At 41.2% G+C, this 16,897-nt stretch carries 17 protein-coding genes; 16 read left to right on the top strand and 1 reads right to left on the bottom strand.

Features of this window, described 5'->3' with window-relative positions:
- Positions 1–5: 5 nt before the first annotated feature.
- The 7 genes from M3204_RS15785 to M3204_RS15755 all read left to right on the top strand — a co-directional run bounded on the left by M3204_RS15785 (position 6) and on the right by M3204_RS15755 (position 9,863).
- The gene (locus M3204_RS15785; RefSeq protein WP_251483573.1) at positions 6–668 is read left to right on the top strand and encodes a sulfite oxidase-like oxidoreductase; all 663 of its coding nucleotides are present in this window, start codon (positions 6–8) and stop codon (positions 666–668) included.
- Positions 661–1,389: a nucleoside phosphorylase gene (locus M3204_RS15780; protein WP_251483516.1), complete on the top strand. Its 729-nt coding sequence runs from the start codon at positions 661–663 to the stop codon at positions 1,387–1,389. Before M3204_RS15785 ends, M3204_RS15780 begins: the two co-directional genes overlap by 8 nt.
- A 215-nt stretch (positions 1,390–1,604) precedes the next feature.
- Positions 1,605–2,621, top strand: coding sequence for an STAS domain-containing protein (locus M3204_RS15775; RefSeq protein ID WP_251483513.1), 1,017 nt, complete (start codon positions 1,605–1,607; stop codon positions 2,619–2,621).
- Positions 2,622–3,929: 1,308 nt separating this feature from the next.
- Positions 3,930–4,223, top strand: a complete 294-nt coding sequence (locus M3204_RS15770) for a heterocycloanthracin/sonorensin family bacteriocin (protein WP_435371090.1) — start codon at positions 3,930–3,932, stop codon at positions 4,221–4,223.
- A gap of 176 nt (positions 4,224–4,399) precedes the next feature.
- Positions 4,400–6,319 (top strand): putative thiazole-containing bacteriocin maturation protein, encoded by a 1,920-nt coding sequence (locus M3204_RS15765; RefSeq protein ID WP_251483511.1) that lies wholly within the window; start codon positions 4,400–4,402, stop codon positions 6,317–6,319.
- Complete coding sequence (locus M3204_RS15760; protein ID WP_251483494.1) at positions 6,316–8,262, top strand: TOMM precursor leader peptide-binding protein; 1,947 nt, start codon at positions 6,316–6,318, stop codon at positions 8,260–8,262. Before M3204_RS15765 ends, M3204_RS15760 begins: the two co-directional genes overlap by 4 nt.
- 23 nt (positions 8,263–8,285) lie before the next feature.
- Complete coding sequence (locus tag M3204_RS15755) at positions 8,286–9,863, top strand: SagB family peptide dehydrogenase (RefSeq protein ID WP_251483481.1); 1,578 nt, start codon at positions 8,286–8,288, stop codon at positions 9,861–9,863.
- A 145-nt stretch (positions 9,864–10,008) separates the two neighbouring features.
- Here M3204_RS15755 and M3204_RS15750 read toward each other — a convergent pair whose 3' ends face one another.
- The gene (locus M3204_RS15750; RefSeq protein WP_251483469.1) at positions 10,009–10,857 is read right to left on the bottom strand and encodes a DUF1206 domain-containing protein; all 849 of its coding nucleotides are present in this window, start codon (positions 10,855–10,857) and stop codon (positions 10,009–10,011) included.
- Positions 10,858–11,056: 199 nt separating this feature from the next.
- On the opposite strand from M3204_RS15750, the gene M3204_RS15745 reads away from it, so the two are divergent.
- From M3204_RS15745 to M3204_RS15705, 9 genes are all read left to right on the top strand, one after another.
- Positions 11,057–11,845: an NUDIX domain-containing protein gene (locus M3204_RS15745; RefSeq protein ID WP_251483465.1), complete on the top strand. Its 789-nt coding sequence runs from the start codon at positions 11,057–11,059 to the stop codon at positions 11,843–11,845.
- A gap of 239 nt (positions 11,846–12,084) precedes the next feature.
- Positions 12,085–12,576 carry a DUF2975 domain-containing protein gene (locus M3204_RS15740; RefSeq protein WP_251483462.1) on the top strand — a complete coding sequence of 164 codons (492 nt, stop codon included), beginning with the start codon at positions 12,085–12,087 and terminating at the stop codon, positions 12,574–12,576.
- A gap of 14 nt (positions 12,577–12,590) precedes the next feature.
- The gene (locus M3204_RS15735; RefSeq protein ID WP_251483459.1) at positions 12,591–12,815 is read left to right on the top strand and encodes a helix-turn-helix domain-containing protein; all 225 of its coding nucleotides are present in this window, start codon (positions 12,591–12,593) and stop codon (positions 12,813–12,815) included.
- Positions 12,816–12,909: 94 nt separating this feature from the next.
- Positions 12,910–13,284 carry a hypothetical protein gene (locus M3204_RS15730; RefSeq protein WP_251483445.1) on the top strand — a complete coding sequence of 125 codons (375 nt, stop codon included), beginning with the start codon at positions 12,910–12,912 and terminating at the stop codon, positions 13,282–13,284.
- Positions 13,285–13,357: 73 nt separating this feature from the next.
- Positions 13,358–13,849 carry a hypothetical protein gene (locus tag M3204_RS15725; RefSeq protein ID WP_251483442.1) on the top strand — a complete coding sequence of 164 codons (492 nt, stop codon included), beginning with the start codon at positions 13,358–13,360 and terminating at the stop codon, positions 13,847–13,849.
- A 236-nt stretch (positions 13,850–14,085) separates the two neighbouring features.
- Entirely contained in the window at positions 14,086–14,292 is a 207-nt protein-coding gene (locus M3204_RS15720; protein WP_251483437.1) for a hypothetical protein, read from the top strand.
- Positions 14,293–14,341: 49 nt separating this feature from the next.
- Positions 14,342–14,653 (top strand): hypothetical protein, encoded by a 312-nt coding sequence (locus M3204_RS15715; RefSeq protein WP_251483432.1) that lies wholly within the window; start codon positions 14,342–14,344, stop codon positions 14,651–14,653.
- Between the two features lie 137 nt (positions 14,654–14,790).
- A complete protein-coding gene (locus M3204_RS15710; RefSeq protein WP_251483429.1) occupies positions 14,791–16,041 on the top strand; it encodes a cysteine desulfurase-like protein in 1,251 nt (416 codons plus the stop codon).
- Between the two features lie 92 nt (positions 16,042–16,133).
- Positions 16,134–16,895: an alpha/beta hydrolase gene (locus M3204_RS15705; RefSeq protein WP_251483426.1), complete on the top strand. Its 762-nt coding sequence runs from the start codon at positions 16,134–16,136 to the stop codon at positions 16,893–16,895.
- Positions 16,896–16,897: the final 2 nt, after the last annotated feature.

Genomic DNA, 16,897 nt, shown 5'->3' with positions numbered 1-16,897 from the left:
TGAGTTTGAACAAAGCAGAACGAATTAAACGCACAAGAGTACCTGCAGTCGATCCGGCACTATCAAAACGGCTGCCGCCCGGGCAGGCGTTAACAGAAAGGTTTCCGATCCTTCATGAAGGAGAAGTGCCTGATTATGATCTTGAAAAATGGGATTTGAAGGTATTTGGTGCTGTGGACCGAGAGATTGTCGTTACTTATGAGCAAATTATGAAGATGCCACAAACCTCCGTGACGGTTGACATCCATTGTGTAACTCGCTGGTCTCGTTTTGACAATACTTTTACAGGTGTGAAATTCAGCGACTTCTTAAAGGAAGTCGGCATCAATCCAAACAGCAAATACGTTATGCTCCATGCAGACCAGGATTATACTGCTAATCTCGAATTAAGCGATTTGGACCGAGACGATGTCCTGCTTGCGCATTCTTTTGAGGGAAAACCTCTGACAGACAAACATGGATGGCCATTAAGGCTCGTAGTCCCTCATCTATATTTTTGGAAAAGCGTAAAATGGATCCGCGGGATTGAATTCATTGATGAAAACAAACCAGGCTTCTGGGAGAAAAATGGTTTCCACATAAACGGAGACCCATTTAAAGAGGAGCGTTTCTCGGGAGAGGACCTGCCTATTCCAGAGGATGAATGGGAGAGAAAAGATTTTGACTAAACAGCTGCCAAATCTAAAAATAAACCCGGAAAATCTGCCTGAACGAGTGATTGTCTGCGGCGATCCGAATCGTGCCAAAAAGATTGCTTCATTGCTTACAGAATCTAGCTTATTGGCAGAAAATCGCGAGTATCACAGCTACTCGGGAAAGTGGAATGGGAAGGAAGTAGCGGTTGTAAGCCATGGTGTCGGTGCACCAGGCGCAGCAGTTTGCTTTGAAGAACTGATCATGGGCGGGGCAAAGTACTTAATCAGGGTCGGAACTGCAGGATCCTATCAAAAGGAAATAACTCCAGGCAGCATTGTGATCAGCACAGCATCTGTGAGCACCGATGGCCTGACAAAGCAAATCGTTCCTCCTGGTTTTCCGGCTGTGTCTGACAGATATATAATAGAAGCTTTATGTCATGCTGCTGAAGATTTCGGCGGGGATATACAAGTGAAGGAAGGAATTACACTGACTTTGGATGCCTTTTACTCCGGTGTCATTGACTTCCCGCATCAGTTATACAAAAAGGCAGGCGTCCTTGCGGTAGAGATGGAAAACGCCGCATTGTTTGTCATATCTTCGTTAAAGGGCGTAAAAAGCGGAGCTATCCTTGCAATCGATGGCTATGCCGATGCAGAGCTTAGAGAAGAATACGATCCACATACAGAACTAGTCGTTAAAGCGATCGAAGCAGAGGCGCAAATTGCATTAAACGCGATAGCCAGGTTATAAGATTCATCTGAAAAAACTCCTTATTTCCGGCTGGATTAAGGAGTTTTTTCTTTTCTGTGTATAATGACCAATCGTTAATGGAAGCATGAGAAATGTCCCAACTTCCAAAAATTCGCCAAACTAGAAGGAAAAGAATTGGTGAAAAGCGAATAACAGACATAATGCCCGATTTACTTTAATTTATTACATACTCTAAGACTAGTGGGTGAATTTAAATGGAGATGAAAAAGGATATTGTTGTTGGCGGAGTGGAACTGAAGTGGGATTTGAATACCGGCGAAGTACTGTTTGAGGGTGGAGATGTAGTATTTTTCTGGGTTTCGGCAATGAAAACGTTTTTTGATACGATTAATGATATCTCAGGTGTAGAGGCGACGAAGCTGGTATTAGAGACTACCGGGTTCCGCCAGGGCATCATTGTTGGCGAAGGATTTAAAGAGATGAAAGATATTAATACCTCCAATGTTGTGGATTGGCTGTCCAATACATACGTACCCGCTGGATGGGGATATGTCAAAATAGAAAAAATGGACGAGGATACAAAGCATTTCACCTTATTCATTAAAGATGACTGGGAATATAAAATGAACCAATTAGGGAATAAGGACCCAAAAGGGATATTTGTGCCTTCACACTATGCGGGTGTTTTTACAGGTCTATTTGGCATGAGTTTTTGGTATAAAATCATTGAGCATCAAAGTGAAACTAATCCCTATACTGTTGTTGAATATTTTCCATATGAGGTTGACATTCAGCAGAATATTCGCGACATGGCAAGGAGAAAAGAAGCTCAAGAAATTTTACAGCTAGAAGCCCTTGTAGAAGAAAAAACAAGAATGCTACAGGATTTGGTAAAGGAACTTTCTTCACCTCTGATTCCAGTGCTTGATGGCATTGTTGTTGTCCCTTTGATTGGAAGATATGATGAGGACCGTGCTGAAGATTTAATCGTTAACACATTAAATAACCTGCCAAAATATCAAGCCAAATACGTTCTATTGGATTTGACAGGGTTGAACAAAGACATATCGCAATATACTGCTGAATTAATTGATCGTCTAGGTTCCGCGGCTCGTCTGCTTGGGGTAGAAGTAATTTTAGTAGGAATATCAGCCGAACTGGCAATGGTAATCTCGCAAACGATGACCAGCCTTAAGAAGTATGAATGCCTGCAATCACTTCAGCATGGAATTTATTACGCTCTTGGTAAAAGCGGGCGAAGAATAGTGTAAGTACTGTGAAGCACCTGTGAGATCAGGTGCTTTTTATGATCATTTTTTGATGACATTTTGACACCGACCACCTCCCGAAATGTCTATTAAAACATCTTTCTTAGACATTTTGACTCCGACCACATCCTGAAATGTCTATTAAAACCCCTTTCTTAGACATTTTGACTCCGACCCCATCCCGAAATGTCCAAAAAAACCGCTTTCTTAGACATTTTGACTCCGACCGCATCCCGAAATGTCCAATAAAACCTGTTTCTTAGACATTTTGACTTCGACCACATCCCGAAATGTCCAATAAAACCTCTTTCTTAGACATTTTGACTCCGACAACATCCCGAAATGTCCAATAAAACCTCGTTCTTAGACATTTTGACTTCGACCACATCCCGAAATGTCCAATAAAACCTCGTTCTTAGACATTTTGACTTCGACCACAACCCGAAATGTCCAATAGAACCCCTTTCTTAGACATTTTGAATTCGACCACAATCCTAAATGTCCAATAAAACCTCTTTCTTAGACATTTTGACTTCGACCACAATCCTAAATGTCCATTAAAACCTCTTTCTTAGACATTTTGACTTCGACCACCTCCCGAAATGTCCAATAAAACCTCTTTCTTAGACATTTTGAATTCGACCACAACCCGAAATGTCCAATAAAATCTCTTTCTTAGACATTTTGACTTCGACCACATCCCGAAATTTCCAGTAAAATCTCTTTCTTAGACATTTTGCATTCGACCACCTCCCGAAATGTCTATTAAAACTCTTTCTTAGACATTTTGCATTCGACCACCTCCCGAAATGTCTATTAAAACATCTTTCTTAGACATTTTGCATTCGACCACCTCCCGAAATGTCTATTAAAACATCTTTCTTAGACATTTTGACACCGACCACCTCCCGAAATGTCTATTAAAACCTCTTTCTTAGACATTTTGACACCGACCGTATCCCGAAATGTCCAATAAAACCTCTTTCTTAGACATTTTGACTCCGACCCCATCCCGAAATGTCCAATAAAATCTCTTTCTTAGACATTTTGACTTCGACCTCATCCCGAAATGTCCAATAAAACCCCTTTCTTAGACATTTTGATTTGTTTGTACATTCAGCATTCTTTTAGTATCCAACCAAATTAGGCTTTTGTATCAGTAGCAATACCCATCCAGAGTACATAAATTGTTGGGGAGTATTCTCAATTATGAATGTGTTTATCTTGTATACAAAAGCTTTCGTGGGAAGCTCGACTGTTTTTGTTTCTTGTTTCGAGAGCCAATGGTAAATAGTTTGGGAGGTTATGTAGATGATGAATGATTTTCACAGTGAACTACAAAGACTTAATGTGAGTGATTTCCAGGCAACCCAGCCAGTCACATGGGATCAAAATCAGTATTATAATGCTGGTGACGAACGGATTTTCGGTGTAGGTTTAGGCGGCGGTTTTGGAGGATGTTTTGGCTTCGGTTTCGGTTTCCCTTTCTTTAGCTGCTTTGGCTGTTTCCGTTGTGGCGGTTGCTTCCGTTGCGGAGGCTGTGGCCGATGTGGAGGCTGCGGTCGTTGTGGAGGCTGTGGCGGTTGCGGACGCTGCCATCGTTAAGACGATAAATAAGGTATAAAAGTAAGTATTTTTTTATAAAAATAGCCCCTGCAAGCAGTCTGCACAGGGGCTATTCTTTCTTTGGAATATATGACATAAGGGACAAATTGAGATACATACGATGATTATGACAGTCAAAAAAAAGATGAGGTCAGCAGGGGCAAAGGAGGAGCGGTATGGAAAAATTGGAGCCTTCTATGCGATTAAAAGTGAAGAGGGACACGTTTTATCTCACGGAACCAAATAGCGGCGTTTATTTTCGGAATAACCAATGTTCCTTCCGGATTCAAGGAAGTGGAATTGATCAATGGGTAGAGAAGCTGCTGCCGATGTTCAATGGGGAGTATTCGCTTGAGTATTTGACGAATGGATTGCCTGGACCTTATAAGGACCGGGTACTTGAGATTGCTGAAGTTTTGTACCGGAATGAGTTTGTACGAGATGTGAGCAAGGACCTTCCACATCAACTGCCTGAACATGTTGTGAAAAAATTCGCGTCTCAAATTGAATTTGTGGACAGTTTAGCCGGTTCTGGGGCTTTCAGGTTTGAAGCCTATCGCCAAGCGAATGTTCTGGCAGTGGGATCTGGTCCTTTTTTGACTTCATTGGTTTCTTCGCTGATTGAATCTGGATTGGCAAAGCTTCAGGTGCTCATTACCGATGAGGTTTCGACGAATAGAGGTCGACTGAATGAACTCATTGACCATGCCCGGAAAACGGATCCGGAGGTGGAGCTGGAGGAAGTCACTTTAAGTGAGGACGGATGGAGGGAGACGTTAAAACCTTTCGATTCAATTTTGTATGTTACGCAGGGAGAGAACTTAGGGGAACTGGAGCTTCTCCATGCTATTTGCCGTGCAGATAAAAAGTTGTTTGTTCCGGCTGTTTGCCACAAGAGGGCTGGAATAGGAGGCCCTATCGTTCATCCAGATACTGAAGCGGGTTGGGATTCTGCCTGGCGGCGCTTGCACTCTTCAGTCTTAGCAGAAAAACAGCCATTTCCTGCTGGCTCAGCAATTTCCGGATCCATGTTGGCGAATATAATCGTATTTGAATTATATAAAGAGATTACTGGAGTAACAAAGCCAAATCAGAGAAATAGAATTTTCCTCCTGGATTTAGAGACTCATGAAGGAAGCTGGCATTCGTTTGTACCACATCCACTGGAGACAGGAAAAATCACAGTTGAAGGTGTAGAAAGTCTGGAAACGCGGCTAAAACATGGCTTAGAAAGAGCAGAGCCAGGTAAATTGTTATATTTCTTCAGCCTTCTAACGTCAAAGGAAACTGGGCTTTTTCATATATGGGAGGAAGGAGATTCAAAGCAGCTGCCACTAGCACAATGCCGTGTCCAGCCAGTGAATCCATTGTCAGAAGGTCCAGCGCAACTGCTAGCTGAGATGATCTGTAACGGTATGACCCATGAAGAGGCAAGAAGGGAAGCGGGGCTAACCGGGATTGAGGATTATGCTTCAACATTTGCCAATTTAATTGTACCCCTTCAAAGAAATGAAATGCTCGGTATCGGAACAGGAGAAACATTTGCGGAATGTATGGGCCGCGGTTTTCAGAAGTGTTTGACGGAGGAGCTAAAAAAACAACAGCTTCAGCAAAAGAATACAGTTTTCCGTGTGCAGTTAGATCGTGTTGAGGATGATAGGTGCCGTTTCTATTTAGATGCACTTACCACGATGCAAGGAGAGCCAAAGATCGGTTTAGGAAAAGAAGTGAACGGATTCCCGACCGTATATGTTTGCACAAGAGATGGGTGGTATGGCAATACCGATCTAAACATCACCATGGCGCTAAGAAAGTCTTTGCAGAATGCACTTTTCAAAGCTCAGAACCATTCAGATTCATGCAATGCATTAGCTTTGGAGGACTCATCCATTCGTCTAGATGAAAGAGATAAGCGGAGCATTGAAATTCCTGGTTGTGAAGAAAGGATCCAACCGGAGATCATTAAAGAAGCACTGGAAACCTTAAAAAGGAATCGAAAGCAGTTAATGGTTTACGAATTAGGTCTTGAACCTGAACTCAAAGAGGAACTAGAAGGGGTGTTTGCTGTATTGCTGCGAGAGGAGGAATTACAATGAAATCCTTCGTGGTGATAGTAGGAGAAGGATGGCTGGCAGATAGGGTATGCGCAGAACTGTCAGCCCGCTATCCAATTTTTCGGATGACAGATTATGAAAAAAAAGTCCCGGAAAAAACTGATTTGGTCCTGGTATTGGATGATGCCTGGAATCCAGCTCATCATCAAAAGGCGGAAGAATGGATGAAACAGACTTCCATACCATGGCTGCGAGGCTTCGTTTCGTTTGGAGAAGGTGTAGTCGGCCCTCTCGTTCGCCCAAACAAACCGGGCTGCTCTCAATGTGCTGACCTGAGACGCCTGCTTGGAGGACATGATCGAAACGAGATGCAGCAGGTACAGCAAAAGCTGGCTTTTGACGGAGGAATCAAAGCTGATCCGTGGGCTTCTAATACCGGACTTTTACAACTAACTCACCTGATCGTGTCGGAGGTTAGCAGAATTCTAGGGAATGAACAGGCTCATTCGGAAGGACGGGTATATTTAACCGACTTAAAAACCTTGAATAGTTCCTGGCATACCTTCATTCCCGACTCGTTATGCCAGTATTGCAGTCAATTGCCAGACGATTCACCAGAGCTGGCACAAATTTCCCTGCAACAAAGTCCGAAAATCACTGCAGACAGTTACCGCTGCACTCCTTTAGGTGAGCTGAAAAAAGTGCTTGATAAAGACTATCTGGATAATCGCATGGGGCTTTTTAATAGCAAAATGTATGACCTGGTAACGCCATTTGCCGATGCCAGTGTCAACCTGCCAATGTTCTCAGGGGATGAAGGAACGGCGGGACGGACTCAAGTTTATGCAGATAGCGAGTTGACAGCCATTTTGGAAGGTTTAGAGCGACATTGCGGTCTAGAACCACGCGGCAAGCGGACTGTCATCCATGACAGTTACCGGAATCTGGAGGAACACGCCCTCAACCCGCTAAAGGTTGGAGTCCATACTGAGGAACAGTATGCATTGCCTGGATTCCCGTTTCAGAAGTTTGATCCTGACCGACCGATTGATTGGGTATGGGGTTATTCACTAATAGATGAGCGTCCGATTCTCGTCCCGGAGCTCCTTGCCTATTACAGTTTGGGCTGTGGTTCTGCAGGTTTTGTCTATGAAACGTCAAATGGATGCGCTCTGGGCGGAAGCAGGGAGGAGGCCATTTTTTACGGAATCATGGAAGTAGTGGAACGGGATTCGTTTCTTTTAAGCTGGTATGCGCAGTTGAAGCTGCCTCGTCTTGATCCGCTTACTGCTGATGACGAAGAGCTGCAATTAATGATCGAACGTATGCGGGCGGTCGCAGGGTATGATCTTTATTTGTATAATTCTACGATGGAGCACGGCATCCCAAGTGTCTGGGCAATGGCAAAAAACGGGAAGGATAAGGGATTGAATCTAATCCTTGCTGCAGGAGCCCATCTGGATCCTGTAAGAGCTGCGAAAAGCGCAATTCAGGAGCTTGCTGGCATGATGCTGAACCTTGATGAGAAATTTGAGTCAAACAAGGAGAAATTTGAACAAATGCTGCATGATGATTCTCTTGTGAGGCAAATGGATGACCACGGCATGCTGTACGGTTTACCGCAGGCAGAAGAGCGTTTCAATTTCTTGATGGATGACAACGAGCCAATGAGGAGCTTTAAAGAGGAATTCAAGTGGAAATCAACGCACGCAGATCTGACGGATGACTTAAAAGATATACTCCAAGTATTCCGAGGGCTGAATCTCGATGTAATTGTCGTGGACCAAACTGCACCAGAATTGAAAAGAAACGGACTATCCTGCGTGAAAGTTTTGATTCCTGGGATGCTCCCGATGACGTTCGGTCATCATCTAACCCGTCTGACGGGACTAGAAAGGGTACTTAACGTTCCAATGAAACTAGGGTATACAGATCAGCCATTGACCTTTGAGCAGCTCAATCGCCAACCGCATCCGTTCCCTTAAGGAGTTACTAGGAGGTAAAGAGGATGAATCTGGAAGAATTTTTGCATAATCTGCAATTTAATATTGATCGTGCCAATCAGCCTAACTGGGAAGTAGATTGGGATGATGCGCCTCTTTCAAATAAGCTTTACCGTGGTTTGCCAGTGATTCCATTATCTGCGGAAGTACCACTTAGCCTGGTTGAAAATCAAGAACCTGCAAAGCCGGATCTAGACAGAATCGGTCATTTTCTCTGGTATGTGTTTGGCGTTACCCAGGTCAGCCAGTCCGTATATCCTGACGATTCTAATGAGCATGATTCGTACCCAATGCAATCCGGCCGGCGGTTCGCTCCTTCTGGTGGCGGGCTGTATCCAAACGAACTTTATATGTATCTGAAGGTAAATGGTTTGCCTGATGGAGTGTACCATTATCAAGCAGCACACCACAGCCTGGTGTTGCTTAGAGAAGGAGACTTTGATTCCTATCTATCCCGCGCTCTCGGAAGCCGTTGTGATGTTTCATCTTGTTTTGGTGCTGTTTTCGTATCAACCAGGTTTTGGAAAAATTTCTTTAAATACAATAACTTCTCCTACCGCCTGCAAGGGCTGGACGCTGGTGTAATGATGGGGCAGTTACTGGAAACAGCAAAACGGTTTGGCTTTGCCTCCGGGGTGTACTTTCAATTTCTGGATTCGGCGATTAATCACCTGTTAGGACTAGATGACGATGAGGAGACCGTATATTCAGTAATCCCCCTATCCGTGGAAGCGACGAACTGGTCTACTGGCGGACGAGAATTAGACGGAAAGTTAACTGCAGAAGAGTTAAAACTTGAATTGGCATCAATAGCCGCTGAACACTATGAACGTTCACGAACTATTAAAGACTATCAGATGGTAACAGCCTTGAATAAAGCATCCATGCTAGAGTCCACACTTTCCTGGCAGAATATCCATAGTCGGCCGAGTATAGAATATGAAGGTCCTCAAGTAGAACTACCTCATATGGAGCCATTGTCGTATGATCTGGCTGATGCAAGCAGAAATCGATTTTCTCCGGAGATGGATTTCGTAATGGGGAAGGTAAGCCTTCAGCAGCTGGCCACTCTGCTGCAGGAGGCGGCATCATCATTCACCTATAGAAATGATTTGGATACAACGTTTATCAAAAATGAATCTCGTGTTTCAATTTATGGATGTCTTTATAATGTTGAAGGCATTCCAAATGGAGCCTACTATTACGACCATACTGAACATTCATTAAGAGAAATTCTCCAGGGAGATCATCGACTCCATTTACAAGGAGCCTTGTCACTGGATAATGTGAATTTGCTGCAGGTACCGCTTACCCTGCATGTTGCAGGAGACAAGGATTTTTATAGAAAAGAATTAGGGTACAGAGGCTATCGTATTCTGCAAATGGAAGCAGGGATGCTGGTTCAGCGGTTACTATTAGCTGCATCTGCACTTGGATTTGGAGGACACCCGCTTCTAGGGTTTGCCGCGAAAAAGAGTGATGAAATTTATAATATGAATCTAGAAAATAAAACAAGTTTAATCCAGGTTCCTATTGGACCTTTCCGGCAACGGGCATGGTTGAGAGGGAGTTTGCATAGCTGAGTAATATCTGGAATCAAAAATAGAATATCTTTTTGAAACAACCTATTGCATGATGGTCATCGAATGGAATGCACATATTAAATTAGGCCACCTGTTAAAGGTGGCCTAATTTCGTGAATAATCCTCTTCATTATTTCCATCTATTCTACTTTCCGTCATATCCAAAATTCATATGCTGATAGCGTCCTCGGATAATTTGGTAGACGCCATATAAAATGAGTCCAACTGCCACTAAAGCTAGTAAAAATTGTCCGAATGGCTGGTTTGCCAATTCTGTTAAGGCACCGCCAAGCCCTTTTGATTCATTGGGGTTGTTTGTGTAAGCTGTGCGAATGAAGAAAAATCCGACCATACTTAGAACAATCCCTCGTGAAATCAGACCTATTTTACCTGACAACCGAGCGGTTTTGCGTTCCTTATCATTCATTTCATATGTTTTGAATTTAGACATGAATTTCTCTTTTATACCATTATAAAGCTCGTAAACACCGTATCCAATAATAATGGCTCCTACTAATCCAACTAACCAGACGCCAAAGGGCTGTTCCATCAGCTTAGCCGAAATCGTTTTCTCTGAATTTTCACCACCAGCATTCCCCGTGTGACTAGCTAATTTTATTGCCCCAAAAGCTAGACTCGTATAAATGATTCCACTAATGAAATAACCTGTTCTTTTAATCAGACCTTTAGCATCGGTTCCTTCATTTTCAGGATCCTTAATCGCTTTAATAAAATTCCATATTATATAGCCGATTAAACCAATTCCGATGAACCATAAGGCAACTTCACCAAATGGCATTTCGGCGATGGATTGAAGGGCACCAGATGTCCCGGTCGTTTCGCCTCCTGGTCCGAATGCTGCCAGAGCTGCGAGGACCCCAATCATTAAGTACACGAGACCTTTGGCCATATAACCAAAACGTCCAAAACGACGCACCCACGGCTTCACTTCTCTCATTTTATCTTTTGCAACTGCTGTTGACGGGGAATTCATATCATATACACATCCTCTACGATTCTCTTAATATAAGAAGTTCCCGTTTTATCATAAAAAGAAACAAACCAGGATTTTCTAATCCAATATATAGGAAATGTGATTGAAATTCCCCAGGTCTACTACAGACGGACAGTATAGTTAAAGAAGGGATTTTAATCTTTTTGTGGAAATTAGAGGGAAAAGGGGGAGTTAGAAAATGATATATAGAAGAAAAACTTATAAAATCAATCCTGAAAAACTAAACGATTTCAATAATTTCTTTCATACTTATTTATACCCAAATCAAATTAAAAACGGTGCGAAATTAATAGGTCGATGGGTAAATGACAGTAAAGACGACATCTTAGCTATATGGGAATATAGAAGTATGGAACATTACGAAAGTATAGAAAGTCTAATTAGAAATAGTGAACTGCACAAAGAATCAAAAGAAAAAATAAAAGAATTGGGCGAACTTTACATAGAAAGCGATCAAGACTTTTTAACTTCAACTGCTCCTTATCCGGCTACATATCATCCGCCTAAACATATAATGTCTGTCAGTGGATATATAACAAATAAAGATGGCGAAGTATTACTTGTTAGAAATTTTCATCGTTCAGATACTATGGAAATGCCGGGAGGCCAAGTAGAAGAAGGTGAAACGTTAGAAGAAGCTATTCACCGAGAGATATTTGAAGAAACTGGGATTAAGGCACATTTGCTTGGGATAACAGGTATTTATCAAAACGTTACGAGCGGGGTTACTTGTATTGTCTTTAGAGGTGAGTATCAATCTGGAGATATCACACCTGCTGAAAATGAGACATCTGAAGTAGTTTTTACAAAACTAACTAGTGACAATATAAATCAATTGATCACAAGGCAGCAATTTAAAAGCAGAGCTCTCGATGCAATGGAAGCAAACTATTTACCTTATGAAGCATTTAAAGTCAGACCATACGAATTAATTAGCAGATATGAGGTAAAAAAGGAATATTGTTAACATCCCAGGGGTGCAATGATCCATGGATTTTTGTTTATATTCTTATTGAACTAACAAGTCAGATGCCAAGTTATAAAATGAATAGTTTAAGTGATAGAGCATTTCGTTGCAATGAGGAATGCTCTTTTTTATTCGAAATGGAAACAACAATAATTTAATTAAATTCAATAATAATTTATTGTAAATCGATAAAAATCATGTTAAATTCAAATTAACATTAAATAAACGAGGTGCTTTTTATGAAACGAAGTTCTACACTCTTTTTAAAAGTAGCTGTTATTTTTATTGGCATTCCGGTTCTTGCTTTGTGTATATTTTTGCTGCCTCAAATAGCGAATGAAGCGAATGAAGCAGCAGAAAGAGGTTGGGATTTGGCTTATGTGGTATATGGCATTTTAGTGGTTATGTATGTTTCGGCAATCCCTTTTTATTTCGCTTTGTATCAAGCATTTAAGCTTTTAAGCTATATTGACAAGAACCATGCTTTCTCGGAATTATCTGTAAGAGCTCTAAAGAAAATCAAAATCTGTGCCATCACAATCAGTGGCTTATATGTGGTAGGCCTACCATTCGTCTATATCCTGGCGGAGGTTGATGACGCACCGGGTCTCATACTCGTCGGAATGGTCATGATTTTTGCTCCGACGGTGATCGCTGTCTTTGCGGCTGTTCTTCAAAGACTGTTACAAGAAGCCATCGATATAAAATCAGAGAACGACTTAATAATCTGAGGTGAATAAATAACATGGCAATAATAATCAATATTGATGTGATGCTGGCTAAAAGGAAAATGAGCGTAACAGAACTTTCGGAGAGGGTTGGAATAACAATGGCTAACCTTTCTATATTGAAAAATGGAAAGGCAAAAGCGATTCGTCTATCCACATTAGAAGCGATTTGTAAGGCTTTGGACTGTCAGCCGGGAGATCTTTTAGAATATAAAAGTGATAGGAACACTCAAGAAGAATAAACAGATAAATTCTTCAAAGATATTTTGAGAAAATTCTCGTATGATGAATAATATTATTATGTTAACTTAAAAAATGGTTAAAGGGGGTAATACAATGCCTGTTTTTCCAGGAGAAGATGAATTGATTTCATTATTTGAATGCGAACCCACTTTATTAGATAACCATTCGAAAGATACGCCGTTTTATTATAATGAAGCAAAATTTAATTTCACCAACCAGGAAGAGGAGTTCGATGTAACGATTTCACCATCATACGGAGAAGTGAAAATCCAGGTGAAAGAACGAAATTCAACAAGATTGATTACGCTGCTTGATTTGAAACGCGTAGAAAAATTTGAAATTACCTCGGATAAAAAGGAGCGTTCAAGCATACTCATGACCATTATAAATGAGGAAACACAGCAAACGGTTGAAGTAGACTTCAAGCCTAATTTTAAACTGATTTTTAAAGAGCATTTAACTCGATAATTCCTAAAAAATATGCCTTTGACGCAACTATGGTTTTAACTAGGCTGACTACTTTAAAGGAGATAACCATATAATGTTTGGTATTTTTAAAAGAAAAAAGTTAATAAAAGATGATTTAAAAGGTATTGCGACATTAATGTATCGTGATGTCTCGGATGATCCCTGGGATAAGGAGAATCTGACTAAGAGGAATTTAGACTTCAGTATTGAAAGTATCCGTTATATTGATAGGTATACAACCAGATTAATGAATACTGACATGGGAAAAGGACTATTAGAGGAGCATTTTGATGTTTTCGTTTCTCGAATTGGAGCATATATAGGTGAGGTAATTAAGGAAAATACAAGACAGGACTTTGACTGGTATGAATTTGAGTCAGTAGCTACTTACACCTCTAAACTTGATGGAGTATATAAAAGTATCGAAACAGAGAGTCTGCTGTATTCAAAAGATCGAGATACTGTCATATTCCCTATGTTGCCAGTGTCACAATTCTTGCAAGGAAACTCCACATATCCCAATTTCTTAACGTTTGTAGTAGAACAGATTAAGCAAAATTCTTAGAAGAGATGTTTCTCTAGTCAGCAGTGTCACTTCTAATCTAACGAGTAGGATAGTCAATGACCATAAATTAAAACAATAAATGAATAACAGATACCCTCTACCTATCACAGAAATTGGAATCAAGTACCTATTCATTTAAAACAACACAACCGACCCTGTGCTTATAAAAGAAATGAAACCTTTTGCTCCAGTTTTCGTATTATTAGTAAATAATTGGAATGGAGGCGGGTGCTTTGATGGACTTTTTGAATTGGTATGACTGGATTACACCGACGAATCCATTTGCGGCAATTTTCTTTGGAATCATCTTTACAATCATTGTCTCTTTCACTGTTTGGGTAGACACGAAGAAAGGTCGCACTGTTGGGATTGCTGCTTTGACGGGGGTAAGCGTTACTTTGATAGGCGTGTTCATTCTTAACGCTGTTGGCTTCTATGGTTAGTAGATACATCTTGAACAAATCAGGACGGGGTAAAAGAAGAATAATTGATATGAATACAATTGCTGGTGTGTCGAATGTTGGGATCACGTTATTTAAACCTACAGGGGTGCATCATGAATTTCCTCATGTAGATTTAGGGAAGAAGCAAGTAATTGGTACAGTTTCTTACAAAGGAAAAACATATATGACTGTTATTTTGGATTTGAAAGCAAATACTGTACAAGTTGAAGGAAATGTAGATGAATTAGGAGATTTGAGCTTGGATAGAGAATCCTACATAGAAATGTTCAAACATCAGGCGAATTTCTTCATTGAAAACAATATTTCTAATCCAAAGAAGTTTTATGATGAATTAAAATGAAGCATGGGGACGGTTCTCATGCTTTTTTCGTTAGTCGAAATATTTATCAAGAGGAAGTAGCAGCAACCTTTAAATTAATTGAAAATTATGACATAATATAGCTTGAAAGCAATTCTGGCATTAAGGAGTGGTGCAGGTTGGCAAAGCAGTTTCCGATTGAACAAGTGAGAGAGAGATTTCCTGCTTTGAATCGCAGGGACAATGATCAACAGGTGATTTACTTTGACGGCCCGGGCGGTACACAGATGGCCGATTTTGCGATTGAGTCGATGTATCGTTACATACGTAATGGGATGGCTAATCTTCATGGGACCTTTAACACCAGTGTTAATACGGATGCGGTGCTGGATGAAGCCAGGGAGGCGGTAGCTGATTTACTCGGATGCCAGGCGAAAGAGGTTGCATTTGGAGCAAACATGACAACACACGCCTTTGCGATCGCCCGCAGTCTTGCCGGTTTTATTAATGAAGGTGACGAAATTGTTGTCACCGAGCTGGATCATCGTGCCAATGTCGACCCGTGGATCACCCTTGCAAGGGACCGGGGAGCAGAGGTTAAATTCATCAAGCTTAATCCAGAAACCTTTACTCTGAATTTAGAGGATCTAGAGGAGCTGATTACACCCAAAACGAAGCTGGTGGCAGTTGGAATGTCCTCCAATGTAACTGGTACAGTTACGGATATAGGTGAGGTTATCAAACGTGCCAAGGAAGTCGGGGCCTTGGTAATTGTCGATGCAGTCCACGGTGTTCCACATTTAGCGATCGATGTTGATGATTTGGGTTGTGACATTCTTCTTTGCTCTGCCTATAAGTTTTTCGGGCCGCATGTCGGAATCGCCGTAGTCAAGGAAAACTTATTTGAAAAGCTCCCTGTATATAAGCTTCAGCCTGCTCCGACTGAGATTCCTTACAAGCTTGAAACAGGGACGCAAAATCATGAAGGAATAGCAGGAGTGATCGGGGCGATCAAATTCATTGAGGAACTTGGCTATGGTGAGACAAGACGGGAACGACTGCGTTCGGCTATGCATGAAATTGAAGAATATGAAAATCAGCTTGCGGCGGATGTGGAGAGTTTTTTACGGAGCCTGCCGGAAGTTAAGTTATATCGTGCTGCTTCAGGGCAAAGAACACCAACCTTTGCTTTTACGATTGAAGGACAAAATTCCCGAAACGTAACCGAGTGGCTAGCTGAAAAATATAATATGTGTGTGGCTGATGGTGATTTCTATGCTTCCACGATGGCCGAAGTACTAGGTGTAGAAGAACAAGGTGGCTGGGTCCGCATCGGTCTTGCTCCATATAATACAATTGAAGAAATCCAGCAATTCAAACAAGGATTAGCAGCTTACATAGAACAGCATAAACAAAATGTTGTTATCTGAAATATGAGGGAGTCGGGTTTAAATATCCCGATTCTTTTTTGTTCACTCTATAGTAAAATTAGAATATATTGGTTTGTAATGGGGGTAATAATATGATAGAAACTTTCAATGTTTTATTGTTTGGCGAGGAACGAAAAATTAGAATCTACTTACCCGCTAATTATATTGAATTGGACAAAAGATATCCCGTGTTATACATGCATGATGGGCAGAATGTTTTTGGCGATGAAGAAGCCATTGGGGGAGTCTCACTTCAGCTGCACGAATATTTGGGTGAGAACAATATAGAAATCATTGTGGTGGCAATCGACCAGAACCCGGCCGGTGAGGAACGGGTGAATGAATATTGTCCAAGGAAACATGGTGCCTTCAGTGAAAGGCTTCTAGCCAATCCTGCTTCCGCTGGGGGAAAAGGGAAGGAATACATAGATTTCATCGTGAACGAATTAAAGCCTTTGGTGGATCGAAAATATCCAACGATTGAAAATCAAACTTATATGGCAGGTATTTCTCTAGGGGCGCTGGTCACAACTTATGCAGCCTGCAGTTACCCGCACATCTTTAAAAGAATCGCAGGAATGTCTTCTGCTTTTTACCGTAATCAGGAAGAGATTGAAAAGTTGCTGAAGAGCTCAGATCTAGCTCAATTGGAAAAGGTTTATTTGGATTGCGGCACTAAGGAAGCGGCTGATAATAATGAAATCAGCGAATTATTTTTGCAATCCAACAAAGCAGTCTTTGAAATAGTTAAGCAGCAAAGAGTAAAAACAGAAATCATTATTATTGATGGCGGTCATCATAATTACGATGCATTTAAAATTCGGGTCCCTGAGCTTATTTCTACTTTAGTATAAAA

This window comes from Mesobacillus subterraneus (assembly GCF_023715485.1).
In the GTDB taxonomy this organism is placed as follows: Bacteria; Bacillota; Bacilli; order Bacillales; family Cytobacillaceae; genus Mesobacillus; species Mesobacillus subterraneus_B.
The sequence above is the reverse complement of the archived record's forward strand: the minus strand, read 5'-3'. Positions and strand labels throughout refer to the sequence as shown.

Bases quoted from the DNA above. Each gene is read 5' to 3' on its own strand.
- M3204_RS15715 (WP_251483432.1), top strand. From the start codon at position 14,342: ATGAATACAATTGCTGGTGTGTCGAATGTTGGGATCACGTTATTTAAA.
- M3204_RS15730 (WP_251483445.1), top strand. From the start codon at position 12,910: ATGCCTGTTTTTCCAGGAGAAGATGAATTGATTTCATTATTTGAATGC.
- M3204_RS15770 (WP_435371090.1), top strand. From the start codon at position 3,930: ATGATGAATGATTTTCACAGTGAACTACAAAGACTTAATGTGAGTGAT.
- M3204_RS15775 (WP_251483513.1), top strand. From the start codon at position 1,605: ATGGAGATGAAAAAGGATATTGTTGTTGGCGGAGTGGAACTGAAGTGG.
- M3204_RS15765 (WP_251483511.1), top strand. From the start codon at position 4,400: ATGGAAAAATTGGAGCCTTCTATGCGATTAAAAGTGAAGAGGGACACG.
- M3204_RS15750 (WP_251483469.1), bottom strand. From the start codon at position 10,857: ATGAATTCCCCGTCAACAGCAGTTGCAAAAGATAAAATGAGAGAAGTG.
- M3204_RS15735 (WP_251483459.1), top strand. From the start codon at position 12,591: ATGGCAATAATAATCAATATTGATGTGATGCTGGCTAAAAGGAAAATG.
- M3204_RS15720 (WP_251483437.1), top strand. From the start codon at position 14,086: ATGGACTTTTTGAATTGGTATGACTGGATTACACCGACGAATCCATTT.
- M3204_RS15725 (WP_251483442.1), top strand. From the start codon at position 13,358: ATGTTTGGTATTTTTAAAAGAAAAAAGTTAATAAAAGATGATTTAAAA.
- M3204_RS15760 (WP_251483494.1), top strand. From the start codon at position 6,316: ATGAAATCCTTCGTGGTGATAGTAGGAGAAGGATGGCTGGCAGATAGG.
- M3204_RS15745 (WP_251483465.1), top strand. From the start codon at position 11,057: ATGATATATAGAAGAAAAACTTATAAAATCAATCCTGAAAAACTAAAC.
- M3204_RS15705 (WP_251483426.1), top strand. From the start codon at position 16,134: ATGATAGAAACTTTCAATGTTTTATTGTTTGGCGAGGAACGAAAAATT.
- M3204_RS15740 (WP_251483462.1), top strand. From the start codon at position 12,085: ATGAAACGAAGTTCTACACTCTTTTTAAAAGTAGCTGTTATTTTTATT.
- M3204_RS15755 (WP_251483481.1), top strand. From the start codon at position 8,286: ATGAATCTGGAAGAATTTTTGCATAATCTGCAATTTAATATTGATCGT.